The 24,005-nt window shown below is 63.9% G+C and carries 16 protein-coding genes, 2 tRNA genes and 2 rRNA genes; 5 read left to right on the plus strand and 15 right to left on the minus strand.

Features of this window, described 5'->3' with window-relative positions; genetic code table 11:
- Positions 1–71: 71 nt before the first annotated feature.
- The 4 genes from AKI39_RS16150 to AKI39_RS16165 all read right to left on the minus strand — a co-directional run bounded on the left by AKI39_RS16150 (position 72) and on the right by AKI39_RS16165 (position 5,093).
- Positions 72–2,957, minus strand: a 23S ribosomal RNA gene (locus tag AKI39_RS16150).
- Between the two features lie 342 nt (positions 2,958–3,299).
- Positions 3,300–3,375 (minus strand) — tRNA-Ala (locus tag AKI39_RS16155).
- 27 nt (positions 3,376–3,402) lie between these two features.
- Positions 3,403–3,479: transfer RNA gene (locus AKI39_RS16160), tRNA-Ile, on the minus strand.
- Between the two features lie 83 nt (positions 3,480–3,562).
- Positions 3,563–5,093: ribosomal RNA gene (locus AKI39_RS16165) — 16S ribosomal RNA — on the minus strand.
- Together the 16S and 23S rRNA genes with 2 tRNA genes alongside form the textbook arrangement of a ribosomal RNA operon.
- Before the next feature lie 691 nt (positions 5,094–5,784).
- On the opposite strand from AKI39_RS16165, the gene rng reads away from it, so the two are divergent.
- A complete protein-coding gene (gene rng / locus AKI39_RS16170) occupies positions 5,785–7,269 on the plus strand; it encodes a ribonuclease G (RefSeq protein ID WP_066638138.1) in 1,485 nt (494 codons plus the stop codon).
- Positions 7,270–7,350: 81 nt separating this feature from the next.
- Here rng and AKI39_RS16175 read toward each other — a convergent pair whose 3' ends face one another.
- From AKI39_RS16175 to msbA, 5 genes are all read right to left on the minus strand, one after another.
- A complete protein-coding gene (locus tag AKI39_RS16175; RefSeq protein ID WP_066638139.1) occupies positions 7,351–7,911 on the minus strand; it encodes a DUF924 family protein in 561 nt (186 codons plus the stop codon).
- A 141-nt stretch (positions 7,912–8,052) separates the two neighbouring features.
- Positions 8,053–9,768: a copper resistance CopC/CopD family protein gene (locus AKI39_RS16180; RefSeq protein WP_066638141.1), complete on the minus strand. Its 1,716-nt coding sequence runs from the start codon at positions 9,766–9,768 to the stop codon at positions 8,053–8,055.
- 10 nt (positions 9,769–9,778) lie between these two features.
- Positions 9,779–10,306: a YcnI family copper-binding membrane protein gene (locus tag AKI39_RS16185; protein WP_066638148.1), complete on the minus strand. Its 528-nt coding sequence runs from the start codon at positions 10,304–10,306 to the stop codon at positions 9,779–9,781.
- Between the two features lie 65 nt (positions 10,307–10,371).
- A complete protein-coding gene (locus AKI39_RS16190) occupies positions 10,372–10,761 on the minus strand; it encodes a hypothetical protein (RefSeq protein ID WP_066638150.1) in 390 nt (129 codons plus the stop codon).
- Positions 10,762–10,862: 101 nt separating this feature from the next.
- Positions 10,863–12,641, minus strand: a complete 1,779-nt coding sequence (gene msbA, locus AKI39_RS16195; RefSeq protein ID WP_066638152.1) for a lipid A export permease/ATP-binding protein MsbA — start codon at positions 12,639–12,641, stop codon at positions 10,863–10,865.
- A 132-nt stretch (positions 12,642–12,773) separates the two neighbouring features.
- Between msbA and AKI39_RS16200 the strand changes: the two genes are divergently transcribed.
- The 3 genes from AKI39_RS16200 to AKI39_RS16210 are packed head-to-tail and all read left to right on the plus strand — an operon-like array spanning position 12,774 to position 14,826.
- Positions 12,774–13,781 (plus strand): glycosyltransferase family 9 protein, encoded by a 1,008-nt coding sequence (locus tag AKI39_RS16200; RefSeq protein ID WP_066643141.1) that lies wholly within the window; start codon positions 12,774–12,776, stop codon positions 13,779–13,781.
- 14 nt (positions 13,782–13,795) lie between these two features.
- Positions 13,796–14,560 carry a YdcF family protein gene (locus AKI39_RS16205; RefSeq protein WP_066638155.1) on the plus strand — a complete coding sequence of 255 codons (765 nt, stop codon included), beginning with the start codon at positions 13,796–13,798 and terminating at the stop codon, positions 14,558–14,560.
- Positions 14,560–14,826, plus strand: coding sequence for a YkgJ family cysteine cluster protein (locus tag AKI39_RS16210; RefSeq protein ID WP_066643144.1), 267 nt, complete (start codon positions 14,560–14,562; stop codon positions 14,824–14,826). The genes AKI39_RS16205 and AKI39_RS16210 overlap by 1 nt, the downstream gene beginning before the upstream one ends.
- A gap of 18 nt (positions 14,827–14,844) precedes the next feature.
- On the opposite strand, the gene AKI39_RS16215 is transcribed toward AKI39_RS16210, so the two are convergent.
- The 6 genes from AKI39_RS16215 to dnaE form a co-directional block, all read right to left on the minus strand.
- The gene (locus AKI39_RS16215) at positions 14,845–15,573 is read right to left on the minus strand and encodes a polysaccharide deacetylase family protein (protein WP_076879714.1); all 729 of its coding nucleotides are present in this window, start codon (positions 15,571–15,573) and stop codon (positions 14,845–14,847) included.
- A gap of 89 nt (positions 15,574–15,662) precedes the next feature.
- Complete coding sequence (locus AKI39_RS16220) at positions 15,663–16,775, minus strand: glycosyltransferase family 4 protein (protein WP_066638159.1); 1,113 nt, start codon at positions 16,773–16,775, stop codon at positions 15,663–15,665.
- Positions 16,772–17,548 (minus strand): glycosyltransferase family 2 protein, encoded by a 777-nt coding sequence (locus AKI39_RS16225; protein ID WP_066638161.1) that lies wholly within the window; start codon positions 17,546–17,548, stop codon positions 16,772–16,774. The genes AKI39_RS16220 and AKI39_RS16225 overlap by 4 nt, the downstream gene beginning before the upstream one ends.
- Complete coding sequence (locus AKI39_RS16230; RefSeq protein ID WP_066638163.1) at positions 17,545–18,393, minus strand: polysaccharide deacetylase family protein; 849 nt, start codon at positions 18,391–18,393, stop codon at positions 17,545–17,547. The genes AKI39_RS16225 and AKI39_RS16230 overlap by 4 nt, the downstream gene beginning before the upstream one ends.
- Complete coding sequence (locus AKI39_RS16235; RefSeq protein ID WP_066638165.1) at positions 18,390–19,490, minus strand: glycosyltransferase family 4 protein; 1,101 nt, start codon at positions 19,488–19,490, stop codon at positions 18,390–18,392. The genes AKI39_RS16230 and AKI39_RS16235 overlap by 4 nt, the downstream gene beginning before the upstream one ends.
- Complete coding sequence (gene dnaE, locus AKI39_RS16240) at positions 19,487–22,984, minus strand: DNA polymerase III subunit alpha (RefSeq protein WP_066638167.1); 3,498 nt, start codon at positions 22,982–22,984, stop codon at positions 19,487–19,489. The genes AKI39_RS16235 and dnaE overlap by 4 nt, the downstream gene beginning before the upstream one ends.
- Positions 22,985–23,103: 119 nt before the next feature.
- On the opposite strand from dnaE, the gene lpxO reads away from it, so the two are divergent.
- A complete protein-coding gene (gene lpxO / locus AKI39_RS16245) occupies positions 23,104–24,003 on the plus strand; it encodes a lipid A hydroxylase LpxO (protein WP_066638174.1) in 900 nt (299 codons plus the stop codon).
- Positions 24,004–24,005: the final 2 nt, after the last annotated feature.

Genomic DNA, 24,005 nt, shown 5'->3' on the forward strand with positions numbered 1-24,005 from the left:
GGTGGCTCAGGCGACCGGCTCGCAGTCAGTTGCGAGGGTTGCAATTGTTGGGGTCTAACCATCAGGGTTATAGGATCAAGCCGCACGGGCAATTAGTATCGGTTAGCTTAACGCATTACTGCGCTTCCACACCCGACCTATCAACGTCCTGGTCTTGAACGACCCTTTAGGGGGCTCGAGGCCCCGGGATACCTAATCTTCAGACGAGTTTCCCGCTTAGATGCCTTCAGCGGTTATCTCTTCCGTACATAGCTACCCGGCAATGCCATTGGCATGACAACCGGTACACCAGAGGTACGTCCACTCCGGTCCTCTCGTACTAGGAGCAGGCTCCGTCAAGTATCCAACGCCCACGGCAGATAGGGACCAAACTGTCTCACGACGTTTTAAACCCAGCTCACGTACCTCTTTAAATGGCGAACAGCCATACCCTTGGGACCGGCTACAGCCCCAGGATGAGATGAGCCGACATCGAGGTGCCAAACACCGCCGTCGATATGAACTCTTGGGCGGTATCAGCCTGTTATCCCCAGAGTACCTTTTATCCGTTGAGCGATGGCCCTTCCATTCAGAACCACCGGATCACTATGTCCTGCTTTCGCACCTGTTCGACTTGTCAGTCTCACAGTCAAGCACGCTTATGCCATTGCACTATCAGCACGATTTCCGACCGTACCTAGCGTACCTTCGAACTCCTCCGTTACGCTTTGGGAGGAGACCGCCCCAGTCAAACTGCCCACCATGCACTGTCCCCAACCCGGATAACGGGCCAAGGTTAGAACCGCAAACAGACCAGGGTGGTATTTCAAGGTTGGCTCCACCGAATCTGGCGACTCGGTTTCCGCGCCTCCCACCTATCCTACACAGGCCGGTTCACAGTCCAATGCAAAGCTACAGTAAAGGTTCATGGGGTCTTTCCGTCTAGCCGCGGGTAGATTGCATCATCACAAACACTTCAACTTCGCTGAGTCTCGGGAGGAGACAGTGTGGCCATCGTTACGCCATTCGTGCAGGTCGGAACTTACCCGACAAGGAATTTCGCTACCTTAGGACCGTTATAGTTACGGCCGCCGTTTACCGGGGCTTCGATCAAGAGCTTGCACCCCATCACTTAACCTTCCGGCACCGGGCAGGCGTCACACCCTATACGTCGACTTTCGTCTTTGCAGAGTGCTGTGTTTTTAATAAACAGTCGCAGCCACCGATTCTCTGCGACCCCATCATGCTCAGCGCGCAGGCGCCTCACACTACCGGGGCATACCTTCTCCCGAAGTTACGGTATCAATTTGCCGAGTTCCTTCTCCCGAGTTCTCTCAAGCGCCTTGGAATATTCATCCCGTCCACCTGTGTCGGTTTGCGGTACGGTCTCGTACAGCTGAAGCTTAGAGGCTTTTCTTGGAACCACTTCCAATCACTTCGCGAGACATGCTCGCTCGTGCCACACCCTTGAGTCACGCGCCCGGATTTGCCTAAGCGCCCTCTCTAATGCAGCAACAGGGACATCCAACACCCTGATGATCTTCCGCGATCCGTCCCCCCATCGCACTGTACGACGGTGCTGGAATATTAACCAGCTTCCCATCAGCTACGCATCTCTGCCTCGCCTTAGGGGCCGACTCACCCTGCGCCGATGAACGTTGCGCAGGAAACCTTGGACTTACGGCGAGGGGGCTTTTCACCCCCTTTATCGCTACTCATGTCAGCATTCGCACTTCTGATACCTCCAGCAACCCTTACGAGTCACCTTCACAGGCTTACAGAACGCTCTCCTACCGCGTGCAGTTTGACCTGCACACCCGCAGCTTCGGTTTATCGCTTAGCCCCGTTACATCTTCCGCGCAGGACGACTCGATCAGTGAGCTATTACGCTTTCTTTAAAGGATGGCTGCTTCTAAGCCAACCTCCTGACTGTCTAAGCCTTCCCACTTCGTTTCCCACTTAGCGATAATTCGGGACCTTAGCTGGCGGTCTGGGTTGTTTCCCTCTTGAGTCCGGACGTTAGCACCCGGTGCTCTGTCTCCCAAGCTGGACTTGCGGGTATTCGGAGTTTGCCATGGTTTGGTAAGTCGCCATGACCCCCTAGCCATAACAGTGCTCTACCCCCCGCAGTCATACTTGAGGCACTACCTAAATAGTTTTCGGAGAGAACCAGCTATTTCCAGATTTGTTTAGCCTTTCACCCCTATCCACAGCTCATCCCCTAGTTTTTCAACACTAGTGGGTTCGGTCCTCCAGCACGTGTTACCGTGCCTTCAACCTGGCCATGGATAGATCATCTGGTTTCGGGTCTACACCCAGCGACTAAATCGCCCTATTCGGACTCGCTTTCGCTACGCCTTCCCTATCCGGTTAAGCTTGCCACTGAATGTAAGTCGCTGACCCATTATACAAAAGGTACGCCGTCACCCCACAAGGAGGCTCCGACTGTTTGTATGCATACGGTTTCAGGATCTATTTCACTCCCCTTCCGGGGTTCTTTTCGCCTTTCCCTCACGGTACTGGTTCACTATCGGTCGATCACGAGTATTTAGCCTTGGAGGATGGTCCCCCCATCTTCAAACAGGATTTCACGTGTCCCGCCCTACTTCTCTTACGCTTAGTTCCACGCATTGCATTTCGCCTACAGGGCTATCACCTGCTACGGCCGGACTTTCCATTCCGTTCGACTATACAACGCGCTAAAACGTAAAGGCTCTTCCGATTTCGCTCGCCACTACTTTCGGAATCTCGGTTGATTTCTTTTCCTCGAGTTACTGAGATGTTTCAGTTCACCCGGTTCGCTTCCTGGAACCTATGTATTCAGCCCAGGATACCGTCTCGCGACGGTGGGTTTCCCCATTCGGATATCTGCGGATCAATGCTTGTTTGCCAGCTCCCCGCAGCTTTTCGCAGGCTACAACGTCCTTCATCGCCTGTGATCGCCAAGGCATCCACCATATGCACTTAGTCGCTTGATCCTATAACGCTAATGGCTATAAAACCGAACAAGCAACCGTCTTGCTTCTGACATGATTACTTCGCGTTTGTGCCGTTCAAATCAATTCACTTGAGTTTGAACTATCATGCAATCACAACCCGTATCCAACGGCGCATTCAACTTCAATGCACCGCCAATACTTCTCGTTGTGCTTCTTCCAGATTGTTAAAGAACGAATAAAACTGTCGAGTCAAAAACCCAACGCTCAAGACTCGACCCGCCAGAACCCGGCAGGTCAAACACTGAGCGTTGAACTCTTTCTTCGCGGACCCGGCACTCGCACTCACCAATGGCCGCCAATTGACCAGCAATTGACAGTAAATGGTGGAGGTGAACGGGATCGAACCGATGACATCCTGCTTGCAAAGCAGGCGCTCTCCCAGCTGAGCTACACCCCCAATTAAAGCGTCGCCGCCCTAATCTCGTGGTGGGTCTGGTTGGATTCGAACCAACGACCCCCGCCTTATCAAGACGGTGCTCTAACCGACTGAGCTACAGACCCAATGCGTATCGGATCCGCTATCGATCCAGTCTTTTCAACAACCGATAAGTGTGGCCGCTTAACAAACCCTGACGCGCGCTCTGAAAGGAGGTGATCCAGCCGCACCTTCCGATACGGCTACCTTGTTACGACTTCACCCCAGTCATGAATCCTACCGTGGTAATCGCCCTCCTTGCGGTTAGGCTAACTACTTCTGGTAAAACCCACTCCCATGGTGTGACGGGCGGTGTGTACAAGACCCGGGAACGTATTCACCGCGACATGCTGATCCGCGATTACTAGCGATTCCGACTTCACGCAGTCGAGTTGCAGACTGCGATCCGGACTACGATCGGGTTTCTGGGATTGGCTCCCCCTCGCGGGTTGGCGACCCTCTGTCCCGACCATTGTATGACGTGTGAAGCCCTACCCATAAGGGCCATGAGGACTTGACGTCATCCCCACCTTCCTCCGGTTTGTCACCGGCAGTCTCATTAGAGTGCCCTTTCGTAGCAACTAATGACAAGGGTTGCGCTCGTTGCGGGACTTAACCCAACATCTCACGACACGAGCTGACGACAGCCATGCAGCACCTGTGTTCCGGTTCTCTTGCGAGCACTCCCAAATCTCTTCGGGATTCCAGACATGTCAAGGGTAGGTAAGGTTTTTCGCGTTGCATCGAATTAATCCACATCATCCACCGCTTGTGCGGGTCCCCGTCAATTCCTTTGAGTTTTAATCTTGCGACCGTACTCCCCAGGCGGTCAACTTCACGCGTTAGCTGCGCTACCAAGGCCCGAAGGCCCCAACAGCTAGTTGACATCGTTTAGGGCGTGGACTACCAGGGTATCTAATCCTGTTTGCTCCCCACGCTTTCGTGCATGAGCGTCAGTGTTATCCCAGGGGGCTGCCTTCGCCATCGGTGTTCCTCCACATATCTACGCATTTCACTGCTACACGTGGAATTCCACCCCCCTCTGACACACTCTAGCCCGGTAGTTAAAAATGCAGTTCCAAGGTTAAGCCCTGGGATTTCACATCTTTCTTTCCGAACCGCCTGCGCACGCTTTACGCCCAGTAATTCCGATTAACGCTTGCACCCTACGTATTACCGCGGCTGCTGGCACGTAGTTAGCCGGTGCTTATTCTGCAGGTACCGTCAGTTACGCCAGGTATTAGCCGGCGCCGTTTCTTTCCTGCCAAAAGTGCTTTACAACCCGAAGGCCTTCATCGCACACGCGGGATGGCTGGATCAGGGTTGCCCCCATTGTCCAAAATTCCCCACTGCTGCCTCCCGTAGGAGTCTGGGCCGTGTCTCAGTCCCAGTGTGGCTGGTCGTCCTCTCAAACCAGCTACGGATCGTCGCCTTGGTGAGCCGTTACCCCACCAACTAGCTAATCCGATATCGGCCGCTCCAATAGTGCGAGGTCCTAAGATCCCCCGCTTTCCCCCGTAGGGCGTATGCGGTATTAGCTACGCTTTCGCGTAGTTATCCCCCGCTACTGGGCACGTTCCGATACATTACTCACCCGTTCGCCACTCGCCGCCAGACCGAAGTCCGCGCTGCCGTTCGACTTGCATGTGTAAGGCATCCCGCCAGCGTTCAATCTGAGCCAGGATCAAACTCTTCAGTTCAATCTCTGTTTCGTACAACCCACGTATCCGGAGACACGGGGCTGTCTTTCGCTAGCGCTCTCAAAGGAAGTGAGGACCCAGACGAACTAAATCGCCTGATTCCTGACACTTACTTTTGTGAGCACTTGATTTCTTCGGCCCCATCCCACCCAGCATTTGCATGCCGCGCAAGACAGGTGCGCCTTGATTCATCAAGCGCCCACACTTATCGGTTGTTTCGTTTTTAAAGAACAAGTCGGGCTCGCCACCCCGGGCACCTTGCGGTTCCCGCTGACCTCGCATCGGCATTTCAGCCTTGCCATCCAAGCCGCCTAAGTCACCGTTACCGGCTGCTTCGCGTCGCTTGCTGTGTCAGCAGCAGAGAAACGAGATTATGAAGACATTTTTTTGGGCTGTCAAATCGGCGTCACCTTCACTCGCTTGATTTGCTCGCCGGGTTTTCATCCCCGGCCGCCCAAGATACCGATGGCTCGCATGCGCGCTATCGGTACTGCCTTTGCTCTCGCTCTTCGCCAACAGCGAAGGGGCGCGACTATAGCACATCGCTGCGCGCTCCGCTGCGCGGCGGGCGCGAATCGCCGCCGCGCGACTTTATGGATAGACTTGAACTGATGTGCAGGCGCATCGGCCCATGCGGAAACGACCGCGATGCGCGCCGCCGCCCTGCCCCACCTAACGATAAGCACCGATCATGTCAGCCACCCATCCCGACGTCTACGAAGACATCCTCATCAATGTCACCCCCTTCGAGACCCGAGTCGCGGTGGTCTCGCAGGGCGCCGTGCAGGAGCTGCACGTCGAACGCAGTATCCAGCGGGGACACGTGGGCAATATCTACCTGGGCCGCGTGGTGCGCGTCCTGCCGGGCATGCAGAGCGCCTTCGTGGATATCGGCCTGGAGCGCGCGGCCTTCATCCATATCGCGGACCTGCGCGAAAACCGCGCCGAGCGCAGCCAGGGCATGAATCCCACGCCCATCGAAAAGCTGCTGTTCGAAGGCCAGACGCTGATGGTGCAGGTGATCAAGGACCCACTCGGCACGAAAGGCGCGCGCCTGTCGACGCAGATCAGCATGGCCGGCCGCATGCTGGTCTATCTGCCGCATGATCCGCATATCGGCATTTCCCAGAAGATCGATTCCGAAAGCGAACGCGTGCAGCTGCGCGAGCGCTTGCAGGCCTTGATGCCCGCGGAAGAGAAAGGCGGGTTTATCGTGCGCACCCAGGCGGAAGGCTCCGCCGACGAAGAGCTGCACGCGGACCTGGACTACCTGCGCAAACTCTGGGGCAGCGTGCAGGCCGCCGCGCGCAGCCATCCCGCCCCCGCCGTGCTGCACCAGGACCTGACGCTGGCGCAACGGGTCTTGAGGGATATGGTGGGCCCGCACACCGGCACCATACGGGTGGATTCCCGCACCACGACGGCCGACCTGATCGAATGGGCCCGCCTGTATACGCCTTCGGTGGTGGACCGCATCCATCACTACAGCGGCGAGCGCCCATTGTTCGATACCGCCAATGTGGACGAGGAAATCCAGCGCGCGTTGTCCCGTCGGGTGGACTTGAAATCGGGTGGCTATTTGATTATCGACCAGACCGAAGCCTTGACGACGGTGGACGTGAACACCGGCGGCTTCGTGGGAGGCCGGAATTTCGACGACACGATATTCAAGACCAACCTGGAAGCGGCCCAAGCGATCGCGCGCCAACTGCGGCTGCGCAACCTGGGCGGCATCGTGATCCTGGATTTCATCGATATGGAGGATGCCGAGCACCGCGAAACGGTGCTGGCGGAGTTGCGCAAGGCCCTGTCCCGTGACCGGACGCGCATGACCGTAAACGGCTTCACCCAGTTGGGCCTGGTGGAAATGACGCGCAAGCGCACCCGCGACTCGCTGGCGCACCAGCTGTGCGAGGCCTGCCCCACTTGCCAATCCCGCGGACACGTACGTACCGCGCGCACCATCTGCTACGAGATCCTCCGGGAGATCCTGCGCGAGGCACGCCAGTTCAACCCCAAGGAATTCCGCATCCTGGCGTCGCAGCAGGTGGTGGATCTGTTCCTGGAAGAGGAAAGCCAGCATCTGGCGATGCTGGGGGACTTCGTGGGCAAGACGGTGTCGCTGGAAGTCGAGACCACCTATACGCAGGAACAGTACGACCTGATCCTGATCTAGGCGCCGCGGCACGGCTCAGCGGCGGGACAGCAAGGGGCTGAGCGCGACGAAGGCGACGACGCAGCCAACGCCATGGATTGATTACCCCGCGAAGCCTTTTTGGTCCAGGAAGGCCTGTTCATCGGGCGTCGTCGTACGGCCGAGATGCGGATTGCGATGCGGAAATCGGCCGAAACGGGCGATGATGTCCCGGTGCAGGATGGCGAAGTCCCGGCTGCGCGGGTCCAGCTTGCGTGCGAGTTCGACCGACCGCGCCTGATCCAGCGCATCCTCCGAATGCTCGAATGGCAAGTAGAAGAAGACCAGCATGTCGGGTTCCGCCTGCCGGTCCAGGCCCTGCTCTATCGCGCGGGTAGCGAACAGCCGCGCCAAGGGATCGGTGGCGTACATATGGGCAGTGCCGCGGAAGGCGTTGCGTGGGTACTGGTCCAGAAGGATCAACAGCGCCAGCACTCCCGGTGCCGTCGCTGCCCAATGGTCCAGCTCGCGGCGCGCGGCCGCGAAATGCAGGGCCGCGAATCGATCGGCGAATTCAGCATCGAAGGCCGGGTCCTTGGCGAACCATTTGCGGGGTCCCGCATCCCGCCAGAATTGGATGACGGCCGCTGCGTCCGTGGGTATATCCTGCTGCGCGAGGGACATGGCATCGGCTCTCGATACGAAACCCGCAGATTACCAGCGATCGTGGCGCGGGGCGCCGCGGCTCGCCAGCAGCAAGCGGACAACCTTGCGGCGTATACCCATGGGGCAGAGGGCGGCCGACGGAGATACCGTTAGCGCCGTTCAGGCGCCCCCGGGCCCCAGCATGCCCTGGCCCTGCAGCGAAATGCTGTCGAAATCGGAGACCAGCGCATCGACCTTGACGGCCCACGCTCCGGACGCCAACAGCGGTACATCGTCCACCACCCACGTATCCGCGACGTCACCCTGACCCGCGCGATGGGCTGGCCGGACGATGCCTTCAATGCCCATCTGCGCCATGGAAAACGTGACCGACACTTCCCTCGCCCGCAGGGCCGCACCATCGTCGCGCGTCAAGCTGAGCGTCACGCGTGCATGGCCGTCCGGTTTCTGCGCCACGATCAGCCGGCATTGCGCGCCACCGCCATGGAGCTGCAGCGTCGCACCGTCGCCGGACAAGGCATGGGCGGACGATAGCGCCGGGTCCATGGCGCGCGTATCGTTCATCGACATCGACCGGTCCACCGCGGCCGCATGACTGCCCGGCATTGGATGTGCCGCGGCCGTCGCCATCGCCGGCAAGGCGCGGGGCGGCGGGGTGAAACGCCATAGGGCGACGGCGCAGAGTATGCCGACCGCGAGCGCGATTTCCCAGTGGATATTGCGCACGAGTGCCCGCATGGCACCCAGGTCGCCGCGCACGGTGGGCCCAGTCCATCGCCAGCGGTTCCTGGCGCCCAGCGCAAGCAAGCCCGCGACGAGTATCAGCTTTCCGGCCAGTAGGCGGCCATAATCGGTGCGCCAGAGATCCGAAGGTTGCCGCAATTGCCACCAGGCCAGCAGCAGGCCCGTGGCTGCCAGCATGGCGACGATAACGCCCGCCGCCGCGGAAAAGCGGCGCAAGGGCGTTTCGCCATAACCGGCCCGCAGCTGGATGGGCAGGCAGGCCAGCGCGCCAAGCCAGGACGCTACCGCGACGACATGCAGGAACACCGTGATGCGCGCGGCATTGCCGACGGTGGCCGTCGCGGCATGCCCGCTGGACGCCAGGGCGGCGCCCAGCAGCAGCGTGGACAGCAGCGCGAGCAGGCGCCGCCGCCGCGCGGTGCCGGCCACGCTGGCGAACAAGCCGGCGAGCGCGGCGGCCTCCGCTATCCATACCAGCAGCCCATAGGAAGTGCTCATGGCCGCCGTCCAGCACGCGCGGGTCAAGAGCGCGGACCACGGCGCGGCGAGCGCATCCAGACCCTGCAGTCCCAGCGATACAGGCACGGCGATGGCGGCGAGCAGCAGCGCGGGCAGGTGCTTGCGGCAGCCGCCGGACTCATACTGCGTTGCCCAGGCATCGAACGCCACGCCGCCAATACCGAACAACAGACCGGCCAGCAGGGCGACGGCCGTCAGCGCCATGATGGGGTACAGCCACGGCGCGCGGTACGGCGGCGACGCCGTAGGCGCATGGGCATCCGCCACGCCGATGGCAAAGCTGAGCGTACCGCCGACGGGATGGCCGTCGGCGGAGGCGATGCGCCAGCTGAACAGGTAGCTGCCGGCCGGCGACCGCGGCGGCAACGGCACCGACAGCGTGTCGCCCTGGACATCCGCCTGCGCCAGTGGAAGCTGCGTACCGCCTGGGCCCAGCAGGTGCAGCGCCAACGGCGCGACAGGCTCGTTGAAGCTCAGGATGATTGCGTCCGGCGGCGCCGCCAGCACCGCGCCTTCGGCCGGCGCAGTCCGTATCAGTTCGGCATGGGCATGGGCCGCCGTCGAAACCATGGACAGGCATGCGAAAAAGACGGCCGTCGCCAGTGCTCTCATGATGCGGTCCCTAGTGCGGTTGTGCCGGCAATATCCGCAGCGCCGGCGCCGGATGCGGCGGCCGGGGCCCGTTGTTCGCCGGAATTTCGATCCAGCGCGACGTACCCTTGTCGCACTCCTGCACGACGGGGAAGTACAGCGGCTTGCCGGCTGGCACGTCGTCCGCCAGATAGGCATTGAAGACGAACTCGTCGTAGTAGGCGTCCGGCAGGTCACCTGTCCAGCTGAGCTCCTTGACGCCTTGCTCCACGCGCGCCCCGTGCAAGGTGTACGGCTTATCGTAGTTGCCCTGCACGATATCCAGCTTCCATCCCGGCTTGGGCTGGGGTTTTACGCCGATGACGCCGTCCGGAATGCGGATCCGCAGTTTGCGGGTGTCGGAACCGCCGCAGCCATGCGGGACGCGGAAGACGGCCTTGTAATAACTGCCCGCGGGCGCCTCGCGAGTCTCGATGGTGACGTGGGCATGGACGGCGCCGGCGATGGTCGACAGGCCGAGCGCGGCCAGCATCGATGCGCACCGGAGAAAACGGGACATGGAAATACCTCGATGGAACGAAACCGTGAGCGCGCTGCCCGCGACGCGGGGAGCGCTCGGATGCATCAAGCGAGGTGGGACGGAGGCGCGCGCGATCCGACCGGAGGACCGCCGATGATGCCGGGCGCGGACGATGGAGCCGCAGGGGGCGCCGGCATGCGCCACGCCAGCGCAAGCATCGACGCGACGACGATGGGCAGGGAGGGCAGTAAGGTGTGGGTGCCCGTCAAGCCGTAGGGGCAGTCGGCCGGCATGCCGGCGCCGTCCGGCGCCGCGGGGGCGCCGCCCGCGACGAAGGCATGGGCCGCCATGCCATGCATATGGCCCGCTATCGCCTTGCCGGCCGGTATCGAGCCGGCGGCGCTGCAATAGATGAGGTGGAAATGTCCCGCGCGCAGGGCATCCGGGTCGGGCATGAAGCCCGTCGGCAGCAAGGCGCGAAGACAAAACAGCATCGCGGCGAGCCATGGCAGGCAAGATCGCCGCGCACCGTGACGCGGGGTAAAGAACACCGGGAGCGCGCCTGCCGTTATCCGACGCACGTCCCTATCTCCGCTTATTCCGACTCGCGAAACTGCATGCGGTACAGCGAGGCGTAAAGGCCGTTGGCCGCAAGCAGTTTTTCGTGGCGACCCTGCTCCATGACCTTGCCGGCATCCAGCACGATGATGCGGTCCGCGTTCTGCACGGTGGAAAGACGATGGGCGATCACCAGCGTGGTGCGGCCCTTCATGAGTCGTTCCAGCGATGCCTGCACCTGCCGTTCCGATTCGTTGTCCAAGGCGGAAGTGGCTTCGTCCAGAATCAGGATGGGCGCGTTCTTGATCAGCGCGCGCGCGATCGCCAGCCGCTGACGCTGGCCGCCCGACAGGCGGGCGGCGTTTTCGCCCACCCGGGTATGGATGCCGTTGGGCAGGCTGTTGACGAAGTCCCGCAGGTTCGCGGCTTCCAGCGCGTCCAGCACCTGCTGGTCGCTGGCTTGGCCCAGCGCGCCGTAGCCTACGTTCACCGCGATGGTGTCGTCGAACAACACGACGTCCTGGCTGACCAGGGATAGATTCGAGCGCAGGCTGCTTAGTGTGAGCTCGCGGATGTCCACGCCGTCCACCGAGATGCAGCCGGCGGTGGGGTGGACGAAGCGAGGCAGCATGTTGACCAGCGTCGTCTTGCCGCTACCCGATCGCCCCACCAGCGCCACGGTTTCGCCCGGCTGCACCGTGAAGGACACATCGCTCACCGTATCCCGGATGGCGTCGGGAAAGCGATGGCATACGCCGCGGAATTCCACCTGTCCGCGTATGGGCTGCGGCAGCGTCCGGTTGCCGGTTTCCTGTTCGGGGACTTCGTCGATAAGCAGGAAAACGCTTTCGGCCGAGACCAGCATGCGCTGCATGCGGCCGGCCAGGTTAGTCAGGCGCTTGACGGGATCGAACAACTGCGCCAGGGACGCCATGAAGGCCGCAAAGCTGCCGGCGGTGAGCGTGCCCGCGTTGGCCTGCCCTAGCGCGACCGCGATGATGCCCCCGACCGACAGGGCGATGCAGACCTGCGTGAGCGGCGTCATGGCCGCGTCGGCCACGGCGCTGCGCATGGCGTAGCGGCGCAGGCGCGAATTGACGTAGCCGAAACGGCCGCGCTCGTATTCATAGCCGTCGAACAGCTTGATGACGCGCTGGCCGTCGATGCCTTCGCCGACCACGCGCGTCAGCTCGGCATTCATGTTGACGGTTTCGCGGTTGATCTTGCGCAAACGCCGGATGAACACGCGCGCGATCAGGACGGAAACCGGCAGCATGACGAGGATGATCAACGTCAGCAGCCACGACATATAAAGCAGGACGCAGATCAGGGCGACCACCACCAGGGTTTCGCGCACCAGAACGGTGATGACGTCCGTGGCATAGCCGGTCACGTTGCCGGCATCGATGGTGAAGCGGTTCAAGAGGCGCCCGGTATCGCCGCGCTTGAATTCCTCGTCCGGCAGACCCAGCAGGCGGTCGAACATTTCCTGGCGGATGCCGCGCAGGACATTGTTGGCGACCCAGGCCAGCAGGTAGTCACTGAAGAAGTTGCACACGCCGCGCAGGAAAATAAGGCCGACGACGGCAAGCGGGATGGCCCACACGTAATAAGGCCGGGCGCCGCTGAACCCCTCGTCCAGCAGGGGCTTCATGATGACGGCCAAGGTAGGCTGGGTACCCGCCGCCCCTGCCATCAGCAGAATTGCCAGCAGCAAGGCCTTCCAGTGCGACCCGACGCGCGAATATATACGTTTCCAGAGCACGGCCCTGACCGGCTGCGATCCGGTAGGCCTGGTGCGAGTGGCAGAATCCAAGAAATCTCTCGCTTTTATACAATCGTCCGGGGGCATTGTACCGTCGGCTGCTTCCCCTTCCGGGCCGGCGGCGACGCTCTGTTCCCTGTCCACGCCCACCCCTTGCGCCGGCCGCCGGCGGACCTTGCCTTTATGCCATCCATCACCCGTTTGTACGTGCGACTGCCCAATTGGGTGGGCGATGTCTGCATGAGCCTGCCCACCCTGCGCCTGCTGCGGGAGGCCGGACTGCCGCTGGTCCTGTGCGCCCGGCCCTGGGCGCGGGACCTGCTTGCCGGCGTTGCCGCGCAGGACGATTTCATCGCCATGCGCGGCGCGTTCTGGCAGGACCGCGCTGCCGTGCGGGCGCACGTGCGGAACTCGGAAGGGGGTGGCGCGGCACTGGCGCTGCCGGATTCGCTGTCCAGCGCGGCGGTCTTTCGCCTGGCGGGATTGCCCGTGGCGGGCTACCGGGACGACGGCCGCAGGCCGCTGCTGCGGTGGCCTGTGCGCAAGCCCGACGCGCCGCTGCATGCGGTCGAATCCTGGTACTACCTGGCGCGCGAGGCCCTGGGCCGCTGGGGCCTGCCGGCCGGCGCGCCGCGGCCGGGCCCCGCGTTGGGCTTGACGCTGACTGATGCACACCAGGCGCAGGCCCAATCCTGCCTGTCCCAGGCCGGGCTGGGACAGGCGCCCTTCGTCCTGATCGCACCCACCGCCACGGGGCTGCACCGCGGGCGCAACAAGGTATGGCCAGGGTTTGCCGCGCTGACGCGCGATCTGCAGGCAAGCGGCATACAGGTCGCCATGTGCCCTCCCCCGGCCGAAGTGGAGGCGGCGCGCGCCAATGCACCGGACGCACTGCTGCTGCCGGCCATGGGACTGGGCGCCTTCGCCGCCCTGACCACCCGCGCCGCCCTGGTCATATGCAACGATTCCGGCGTGTCCCACGTGGCCGCGGCGGCGGGAGCGCGCCAGATCACCCTGTTCGGGGTCACCCAGCGCGACCGCACCGGCCCGTGGTCGGCCGCGGCGCGTTGCCTGGGATCGGACCAGGGCTGGCCGGAGGTGCGGGAAGTCGCGCAAAACGCGTATGCAATGTTGAATGGGCATGAGGCCGGCCATGCACCGCATGAATTGACAGGGGCCGCGCCGACCTGAACAATCGTGATGGTATGTCCATCGTCAGTCTTCTCGCGTATCTCATCGTCCCGCTGTATTTGTGCCTGGTGCTCGTGGTCCTGGGTCTGGTGCTGGCCCTCTTCCGCTGGCGCAAGACCGGCATGGCCCTGGCGCTGGCCGGCGTGGCGTGGGCCTATGCCTGGTCGCTGCCCGCGACCACGCTGTGGCTGGGCGGCATCCTGGAAAGCGAATATCCCTATCGGGCGCCGGCCGAACTGCCGACCGCGGACGCCATCGTCGTGCTGGGCGGCAACATCGCCAACGACCGCCAGAACTGGTTCCTGCCCTATGACCGCGAAACGGCGATCCGGCGCTTCCAGACGGCGGAACAGCTGTACGACGCCGGCCGCGCGCCGAAAATCGTACTGTCCGGGGGTGCGTTGAGCGGCGATGTCAGCGAAGCGGAAGGCATGGCGTATGCGCTGCGCCAGTCCGGCGTGCCGCGCAGCGCGATGATCCTGGAGAACGACAGCCGGACGACGTACGAGAACGCCATCCTGACGGAAGGGCAGTTGAAGGAGCACGACATCCGTACGGTGCTGCTGGTGACCTCGGCCCTGCACATGCCCCGAGCCATGGCGGCCTTCCGCAAACAGGGCGTGACGGCGATTCCCGCGCCGTCGCAGCCGCAGATCGTCCTGCCGGCCTCGCCGCGGATCTCGCCGTGGCTGCCAGACGAACGGGCTTTCGATGCCAGCCGCTCCATCATCAAGGAATACACCGGTCTGTTCCTGTACTGGGTGCGGGGGTGGATCTGATGACCGCCGCCCTCGCCTGCCGGCCCGGATGCGGCGCCTGTTGCATTGCGCCATCGATCACGCGGCCGTTGCCGGGCATGCCGTCGGGCAAGCCGGCCGGCGTGCGCTGTGCGCAGCTGACCGACGACATGCGCTGCGCGGTCTTCGGCAAGCCGGAACGGCCAGACTTCTGCGGCGGACTGCGCCCGGCCGCCGACATGTGCGGATCCGATCGTGAATACGCCATCGCGTGGCTGGCGCGGCTGGAAAAGGCGACCGCGCCGTAAAGCCTCGCCGCGATGGCGCTACCAACGGCGGCGCTTGCGGTCCTCCAGCGACGTCAAGGTCTTGCGCAGGAAGCCAAACAGGCCCGTGGATCCCGCGATGAGGACGCGCGGCAGCCCCATGGGATCGTCCTGCGCATTCGCCAAGCCGCGCTTGGTCAGCGTGGCGTTGTCGTAGCCGGCCTCGCGCGCCATGTCCATGAGCGCCGCGTTGTATTCGCCGTAGGGATAGCAGAATGCCGTCACCGGGCCGCCCAGCGCGTCTTCCAGTTCGCGGCGCGACGCGCCGATCTGGCGGCGCGCCTCGTCCGGAGGGAGCTGTGGCAGATGCACGTGATCAAGGGTGTGCGAGCCGACCTCGTTGCCGCTGGCCGCCCATTCGCGCATTTCCGCGGCGGTCATCAGCGGCGACGGGGGGACGCCGTGCGCATGGTCCCAGACATTGCTGCCGCCGAACTGCCGGGCGACGAAGTAGTTCGTGGCGGTGAAGCCCAGCTCCGCCAGCACCGGCATCGCGTTGCGATGCACGTTGCGGTAGCCGTCGTCGAAGGTAATGCCGAAGACCTTGCCGGCCCGTTGACCGCGCAGATACGGCATCAGGTCGCGCATGGACAATCCCCGATAGCCCAGGCGGCGCATCCAGGACATCTGCCGACGGAAGGCGGCCGCGTCCACGGTCAGGCCGCGATAAGGCGTGCCGCGCGGCGGCAGCGTGCCGACCTGATGGTACATGAGGATAGGGATCGCCATGGACGCGATTATAGGTGGGCCCGGGTGACGGGACGGGCTTGCGAAGGTGGGCCGGACGCGGGACGGGCGGCGCGGGTGTACCCGCTTGCCTACCGGCGGTCCAGCGCGGCCTGGTAGACAGCGAAAGTCGCGTCCACGAACCTGGGCAGGTTGAACTCGCGCAGGCTTTTCTCGCGCGCGGCCGCGCCCATGGCGCCGATCCGCCGCGGATCGGCCAGCATGCCCCGCAGGACGCCGGCGATGGCTCGCGGATCGCGCACCGGCACGATCCAGCCGTCACGGCCGTCGGCCACGTTCTCCGGCAGGCCGCCGGCATTCGATATCAAGGCGGGCAGGCCCAGGGACATGACCTCGCGGCAGGCGAAGGACAGGGCTTCGCGATACGACAACACGAAGCCGACGTCGCAGGCCGCCAGCGCGGAACGCACGTCATCCAGCAGCCCCGGAAACACGACCTGGTCCTGCATGCCCACCTCGCGTACGCGGGCCATTTTGGCGTCGTCCGGCACGTCGCCGGCAATCAGCACGCGGAAGCGCTGCCTTTCTTCGGGCGCGAGCATCGCCAGGCCGGCCAGCAAGTCCAGCCAGCCCTTGTCGTAGTCCGTGCCGCCCGCGCTGCCCAGCAGGATCTTGCCTGGCGCCGTGGGCCCGAAATATTTTTCGCGCAGGCCCGGACGCAGGGCATCCGAAGGCGGCGCGAAGTAGTCCGTATCGATGCCGTGGCGGACGGTGGCGATGGGCAGGCGCGCATAAGGCGAGCGCCGCAACAGCCCGGCGACGAATTCGCTGACCGCGATGACGCGGTCTGTGCCGAAGCGCGCCCGCATGCGATGGCCGACGGTGCCGAGCGGCAGATCGTTGTGCTTGGTAAAGACGATGGGCGGCCGCCGCCCGCCCAGGGTAGCGAGCATCGCCAGCCTGTGGTCCGTCGAACCGTTCACATGGATGACGTCGAATCTTTCCTGCTGGACCAGGCGGCGCAGCGCCGCGCATTCGCTGAACAGCGCGGAGGCGCGCGAGCGGAAGCGGATATCCGCCACGCGGACACCCGGCAGTTCGGCGGCATAGCGGTACAGCCGGCTGGTGCCGGGCGTGGCGACGGTGATGTCATGCGCCTGCCGCAGGCCACGCGCCAGGTTCATGATGTAGGTGACGTGCCCGCCGCCGTTGCGCGGATGGAAGTTGGTGTAAAGGATTTTCAAGGACGGGGAGCGCCGTCGCGGCGCGCATTGTCGGATAGGAACATCAGCTTGGCATAGCGAAAAAAGCTGCCCGCCGCCGCGGTCACGGCCAGCACCAGCCCGTGGCGGCCGTCGAGAAACCCGCGGCGTATCAGGTAGATACGGACAAAGGTCCAGAAGCCGTGGCCCAGCGCGCCGAGTATGCCGGTACGCTTGCCGCGCGCGTGCATCATCGCCGCGGCATCCGACGAATAGCGGTTCACCTTGCCGACCAGCGCGTCCAGGTTGGGATACGGGTAGTGAAGGAAATGTCCGCGCAGGCGCCCCACCGTGCCCGGTTTCGCGGGAACGACCTTTTCGTGCACCGCGGCGTCGCTGAAGCGCGCGGTGCCGCGGCGGAACAGGCGCAGCACGTAGTCGGGCCACCAGCCGCTGTGCCGGATGAAACGGCCGCAGAAGTCCGACAGCCGCGCGATTTCATAGGCGTCGCAGGCCGGGGCGGCGATGGCTTCCTGGATGGCCTGGGCCAATTCCGGCGTGACGCGTTCGTCGGCGTCGATGGACAAGACCCATTCGCCCTCGGCCAGGTTCAGCGCACGATTCTTCTGCGGGCCGAACCCGGGCCAGTCATGGGTCTGCTCGACGGTGGCGCCCATCGCCCGGGCCAGTTCGACGGTGTTGTCGGTACTGCCCGAATCGACGACGATGAACTCGTCGGCGAAGGCCACCGAATCCAGGCAGGCCACGATGTTTGCCGCCTCGTTCTTCGTGATGACGATGACCGAGAGCTTCATGCGCGCCCCTTCAGGCGGCGCTTCCAGGCTTTCCACGCGTGATAGCGCGGGCCCCAGAAGGGATGGCCGCCCAGCCACAGGCGGCGCGCCAGCCAGCGTCCGGGCTGGTCGCGCACCGCGAAGCGGTAGATATGCTCGGGATCGCCGCCGGCCGTGTTCTGGCCCAGCGCGTCCGTGGTGTAGAAATAGCGGAAGCCCGCCTGCCGGCCGGCGTCCAGATAGTCGTCGTCGAAGTAGCCCTGCGGCCAGCACAGGTGCGGGCTCTGTTCGCCCAGCCGCTGGCCCAGCACGGCGCCCGACCGCCGCAGTTCCTCGGCGATACGCTCGCGCTTCTGCGCGGCATCCGCGCCGCACGCCTTGTCCCAGCGCGTGTGGGTGTGCGTATGGCTGTGGAACTCGAAGGTGCCGGCGGCGCGCATGGCTTCGATCTCGCTCCAGCGCGCCATGACCTGGTCCGCTCGCTCGCCGGCGATGGCGGCCTTGCAGGCGGCATGGTCCGGCACCGCGGGCGCCCCGCCCTGCCCCGCCGTCGGACGCGCCGGCCCATCGCCGATCCAGCCTGTCACGATGAACATCACCGCATGCATGCCATAACGGTGCAGGATGGGATGCGCATGCACCCAGTTGTCCAGGTAGCCGTCATCGAAGGTGATCAGGACGGACTTTTCCGGAACCGGCTCGCCCGCGAGGTGGGCGGCGAAACGGTCCGCGGTCAGCGTGGTATAGCCGGTGCGCGCCAGCCGTTCGATCTGGCTTTCGAAGTGCTCGGGCGTGGCCGCAATCATGCCGCCCGCCGGCGTGACATGGTGGTACATCAACACGGGCACATTGTGCGCGTGCTTCATCGCCGCCGCTCCGCCAGCCATTTGCGATAGATGAGTTCCGTGCGCTCGGCCAGCCGCTGCGGCGAGAACACGCCTTCTTCGCGGATCATGCGGCGGCCGGCCTCGCCCATGCGACTGCGCAGCGCCGGATCGTCGATCAGCCGCTGCAAGGCATCCTGCAACGCGGCCGGATCCTTGGGGGGCACCAGGAAACCGCTGACGCCGTCGCGGAACATTTCGGAAACGCCGCCCACGTTGGTGCCGACCACGGGCAGGCCGCTGGCCTGCGCTTCCACATAGACCGTGCCGGAGGCTTCCTGCTCGGTAGCCAGCGCGAACAGGTCGAAGCCGGCCAGCAGGTTCGGCACGTCGCGGCGCGTGCCCATCAGGTGGATGCGCGACTGCAGGCCCAGCTCGCCGATATAGGCCTGCACGCGCTCGAACGTGGGCGAACCGCTGCCGATGAAAACCAGGTGCAGGTTGGGCCGCGTGGCCATCAACGTCCGCATGGCGTCGATCAGGGCGATATGGCCCTTGGCCGGACGCATGACGGCGACGCAGCCGACCACGACATCGGTGTCGGCCAGGCCCAGTTCATCGCGCAGCGTGGATTTTTCGATGGGCGGCGGCGGCACGATGGGCGAATACAGCGTGGCAACGCGTTCGCGCGGCACGCCGCGCGTGATCAGGTATTCACGGACAGCGTCGCTGACCGTGGTAACGCGATGCGGCAGGATGGTGTACGACCACATCGATCCGACCTTGCTGGCCAGGTGGCGCGTGCGCACGATCAGCGGCGTGCCCGCCATGCGCGCGGCCGGCGCGGCGATCACCGTGTCGCGCCGGCTGTGGGTGTTCAGCACGTCGAAGTGGCCTTCGCGCAGGATGCGCCGGATCGCCGCGATGCCCTTGAAATAGTTAGGCACGCCATCCATGTCGACCTGGTGGACGGTAAAGCCCTCGTCGGACAGCCGCTTGACAAGCTGCGCACGCGACTGGCAGATGGCTTCCATATGATGGCCGCGCTCGCGCATGGCGATCATTTCCTTGAAGATGCGGTGCTCCTGCCCGCCGAAGGCCACCGCGGCTTCGGCATGGACGATGCGTAGGGGTGTCATGAGTACGAGATCTCCACGCCTTCCGGACGTGTCCATTCATTGAGCCGGTCCAGCAGCGCGTCGGCCATGCGCACGCGCCAGTCTTCGCCCAGCCGCACCGTGCAGAGGAAGTTGTCCCGCGTGTAGATCACTTCCACGGGCGTTCCCGGCACGCCGTTCTCCGGCTCGGCGCGATAGGGATTGAGCAGCTTGCGCAGGTGTTCCGCGTCCGCGTTGCCGTTCAGGCGGATGCGCAGCGAGCGCGCCCGTGCCTCGCGCGCCAGCTGCAGGTCGAACAGGGATTCGGCGACGATGCGCATGCCGCCGGAATACTCGTCGTTGCTGACCTTGCCGTGGACGATCAGCAGCTGGTCCTCGCGCAGGCGGTTGCGGTGCTTTTCGTAGAGCTCATTGAAGATGGAAATTTCCACTTGCGCCGTGCCGTCGTCCAGCACGGCGAACACCATCTTGCCGCGCCGCGTCATCATCGCGCGCACGCCCGAGAGCACACCGCACATCCATTGCGGTTCGCGCTGCGGTTCCACGCGCGCGAGCGTCATGGGCACGATGCGCCGGACTTCGTCGCGCCAGGCGTCGAAGAGATGGCCGCTGAAGTAATAGCCCAGCGCGGATTTTTCCTCCGTCAGGCGCGTATGCAGGTTCCATGGTGGCACCTTGGCGAGTTCGCTGGCCACCACGTCGCTGGCATCGTCGCCGAATAGCGATACCTGGTTGGCGCTGCGCGCGGCCTGTTCGGCGGCTTCCATGGCGGTGGGCACGGAAGCCAGCAGGGCGGCGCGGTTGGGCTCGATGCCGTCGAAGGCGCCCGCCTTGATCAGCGCCTCGACGGTGCGGCGGTTCACCGAATGCTTGTCGACACGGCGGCAGAAGTCGAACAGGTCGCGGAAGGGGCCGCCTTCCTGGCGGGCGCGGATGATGTCCTCGACCGCGCCCTGCCCCGTGCCCTTCACGGCGCCCAGGCCGTAGCGCATGGTGCGCGGCGGCAGGCCCTTGGCGGTGCGATCGTCCGCCACCGGCTCGAAGCGGTAGCCCGATGCGTTGACGTCCGGCGGCAGCACTTCGACGCCGTTGTCCGTGGCGTCGCGCCAGAAGATCTGGACCTTGTCGGTGTCGTCCATGTCGGACGACAGGGTCGCGGCAAGGAACTCCGTGGGATGGTAGGCCTTGAGCCAGGCGGTCTGGTAGGCGATCAGCGCATAGGCGGCCGAGTGCGACTTGTTGAAACCATAGCCCGCGAACTTTTCCATCAGGTCGAACAGCTTGACCGCCAGGTTGGGGTCGTGGCCCTTGGCTTCCGCGCCTTTCTGGAACAGCTCCCGGTGCTTGGCCATTTCCTCGGGCTTTTTCTTGCCCATGGCCCGCCGCAGCAGGTCGGCGCCGCCCAGCGAGTAGCCGCCGATGATCTGCGAGATCAGCATCACCTGTTCCTGGTAGACGATGACCCCGTAGGTACTCTTGAGGGTGCCTTCCAGGTCCGAATGGAAGTAGTCGACCGGCGCGCGACCGTGCTTGCGATTGACGAAGTCGTCCACCATGCCCGATTCCAGCGGACCGGGACGGTACAGCGCCAGCATGGCGATGACGTCTTCGAAGGTATTCGGCCGCAGCTTCTTCAGCAGCTCTTTCATACCGCGCGATTCCAGCTGGAAGACGGCGGTGGTATTGGCTTCGGTCAACACCTTGTACGCCGCCGGGTCGTCCAGCGGCACGGCCATGATGTCGAAGTCGCGCTTGTTCTCGTTGAACTGCCGGACGTAGCGCACGGCCCAGTCCAGGATGGTCAGGTTGCGCAGCCCGAGGAAGTCGAACTTGACCAGGCCGGCGGCCTCGACGTCGTCCTTGTCGAACTGGGATACCGCGCTGTTTTCCTGGCCGGGCTGGCAATACAGCGGGCAGAAGTCGGTCAGCTTGCCGGGCGCGATGAGCACGCCGCCGGCGTGCATGCCGATATTTCGCGTCAGGCCCTCGAGCGGCTGCGCCAGGTCGACCAGGCCCCGCACTTCCTCTTCCTGCTCGTAGCGTTCCTTGAAGGCCGGCTCGTCCTTGAGCGCGCGCTCCAGGGTCCAGGGATCGGCGGGATTGAACGGAATGAGCTTGGACAGGCCGTCGCAGAACATATACGGCATGTCCAGCACACGCCCGGCGTCGCGCACCACCGCCTTGGCGCCCAGCGTGCCGAAGGTGGCGATCTGGCTGACGGCGTCGCGGCCGTATTTTTCCTTGACGTAATCGATGACCCGTTCGCGGTTGTCCTGGCAGAAGTCGATATCGAAGTCGGGCATGGATACCCGCTCCGGATTCAGGAAGCGTTCGAACAGCAGGTCGTAGCGGATGGGGTCCAGATCCGTGATGCCCAGCGCGTATGCCACCAGCGAACCCGCGCCCGAGCCCCGGCCGGGGCCTACCGGCACGCCGTTGTTCTTGCCCCAGTTGATGAAGTCCTGCACGATCAGGAAGTAGCCCGGGAAGCCCATCTGGATGATGGTCCTGCATTCCCAGCGCAGGCGTTCGAAGTAAACATCGCGCTTGGCGTTGCGTTCGTCTTCGTTCGGAAACAGGAACAGCAGGCGCTTTTCGAGCCCCTGCTCGGACAGCTGGACCAGATAGTCGTCCAGCGTGACGCCTTCCGGCGTGGGGAAATTCGGCAGGCTCGGCTTGCCCAGGACCAGCGTCAGGTTGCAGCGGCGGGCGATTTCGACCGTATTGGCCAGGGCCGACGGCACGTCGGCGAAGCGGCGCGCCATTTCCTGGCTGTCCAGCATGTACTGCTCGGGCGTGAAGCGCCGGACGCGGCGGGGATTGGCCAGGATCTCGCCTTCCGCGATACAGACCCGCGCCTCGTGGGCCTGGAATTCGTGCTTGTCCAGGAATTGGATGGGATGCGTCGCGACCACCGGCAAATGGCATTCGCCGGCCAGCCGCAGGGCGGCCTGTACGTAGGCTTCGTCCCCGTCCATGCCGGCGCGCTGCAGCTCGATGTAATAGGCATCCGGAAACGCCTGCGCCCACTGGCGCGCCAGTGCCTGCGCCTGTGCCGCATTGCCCGTTTCCAGGGCCTGGCCGACATCGCCGGCGCGGCCGCCGGACAGCACGATCAGGCCGCCGGCCTGCTGCACCCATTCGCGGCGGACTTCCGCGCGGCCCCTGTGCTGGTTGGTCAGATAGGCGCGCGTCAGCAGGTCGCACAGGTTCAGGTAGCCCTGCCGGTCGCGCACCAGCAGCAGCAGGCGGTGCGGCTTGTCCCGGTCGTCGTCATTGGTCATCCAGACGTCGCATCCGGCGACGGGCTTGATGCCGGCGCCCCGGGCGGCCTTGTAGAACTTGATCAGGCCGAACAGGTTGGACAGATCCGTGAGGGCGACGGCGGGCTGGCCGAGCTTGGCGGCGCGCTTGACCAGATCGGAAATACGGACCGTGCCGTCCACCACCGAAAATTCGGAGTGGACACGCAGGTGGACAAAGGGGGACGGGGCAATGACGGCTTCTTCTGACATGTCCGCGATTGTACTCAGCAGACCGGCCCGCCGGCCGCCTCCCGGCCATCTGGAGCCCCACCGGCGGGCAGGCTGTGCAAGAATAGATGGTCTATAGGTATCTTGCTTTCCCTTCCGCTATGAAATGGCTGATCCCGGGGCTTTGGCTGGCCTCCATACTGTATGGGCACTATCGTGGCCGCGTACGGCTCGCGTGGTCGCGCGTCTTCCTGGACCACTCCGTCCTGCTGGCGCCGGTGAATGCCTTCATGGTGCTCGCCTCGCGCGTGCCCACCACCGCGTATGTGTCCACACGCGAAATTCCCGAATTGCAGGTCTTGCAGGACAACTGGGAAATCATCCGCGACGAAGCCCTGCAGATGGCCGAGATGCGCCGCATCAAGGCGGCGGAGCGGCACGACGACATCGGCTTCAATTCTTTCTTCAAATACGGCTGGAAGCGCTTCTACCTGAAGTGGTATGACGCCCGCCATCCCTCGGCGGAAGCCCTGTGCCCGCGCACGGTTGCGCTGCTCAAGACCCTGCCCAAGGTGAAGGCGGCGATGTTCGCCGAACTGCCCGACGGCGGCAGGCTGAACCCCCACCGCGATCCGTTCTCCGGTTCGCTGCGGTATCACCTGGGCCTGGCCACACCCAACGACGACCGCTGCTACATCGACGTGGATGGCGAGCGCTACAGCTGGCGGGACGGCCAGGGCGTGGTCTTCGACGAAACCTACATCCATGAAGCGCACAACAACTCGGGCCAGAACCGCATCATCCTGTTCTGCGACGTGGAGCGGCCGCTGCGCTGGCGCTGGGCCGAAGCCTTCAATGCATGGTTCGGCAAGGTAGTCATGTCGGCGGCCAGCTCGCCCAACGACGATGGCGACAAGACCGGCGCGATCAACCGGCTGACGCATGCCCACTGGCGCCTGGACCAGGCGCGCAAGCGCTTCAAGACCTGGAACCGCCCACTCTACAAGGCCGTGAAGTGGGGCCTGCTGGTGCTGGTGGTCGGCGCCTTTGTCTGGATCTGAAG

It is taken from the genome of Bordetella sp. H567, assembly GCF_001704295.1.
Classification (GTDB): Bacteria; Pseudomonadota; Gammaproteobacteria; order Burkholderiales; family Burkholderiaceae_B; genus Bordetella_C.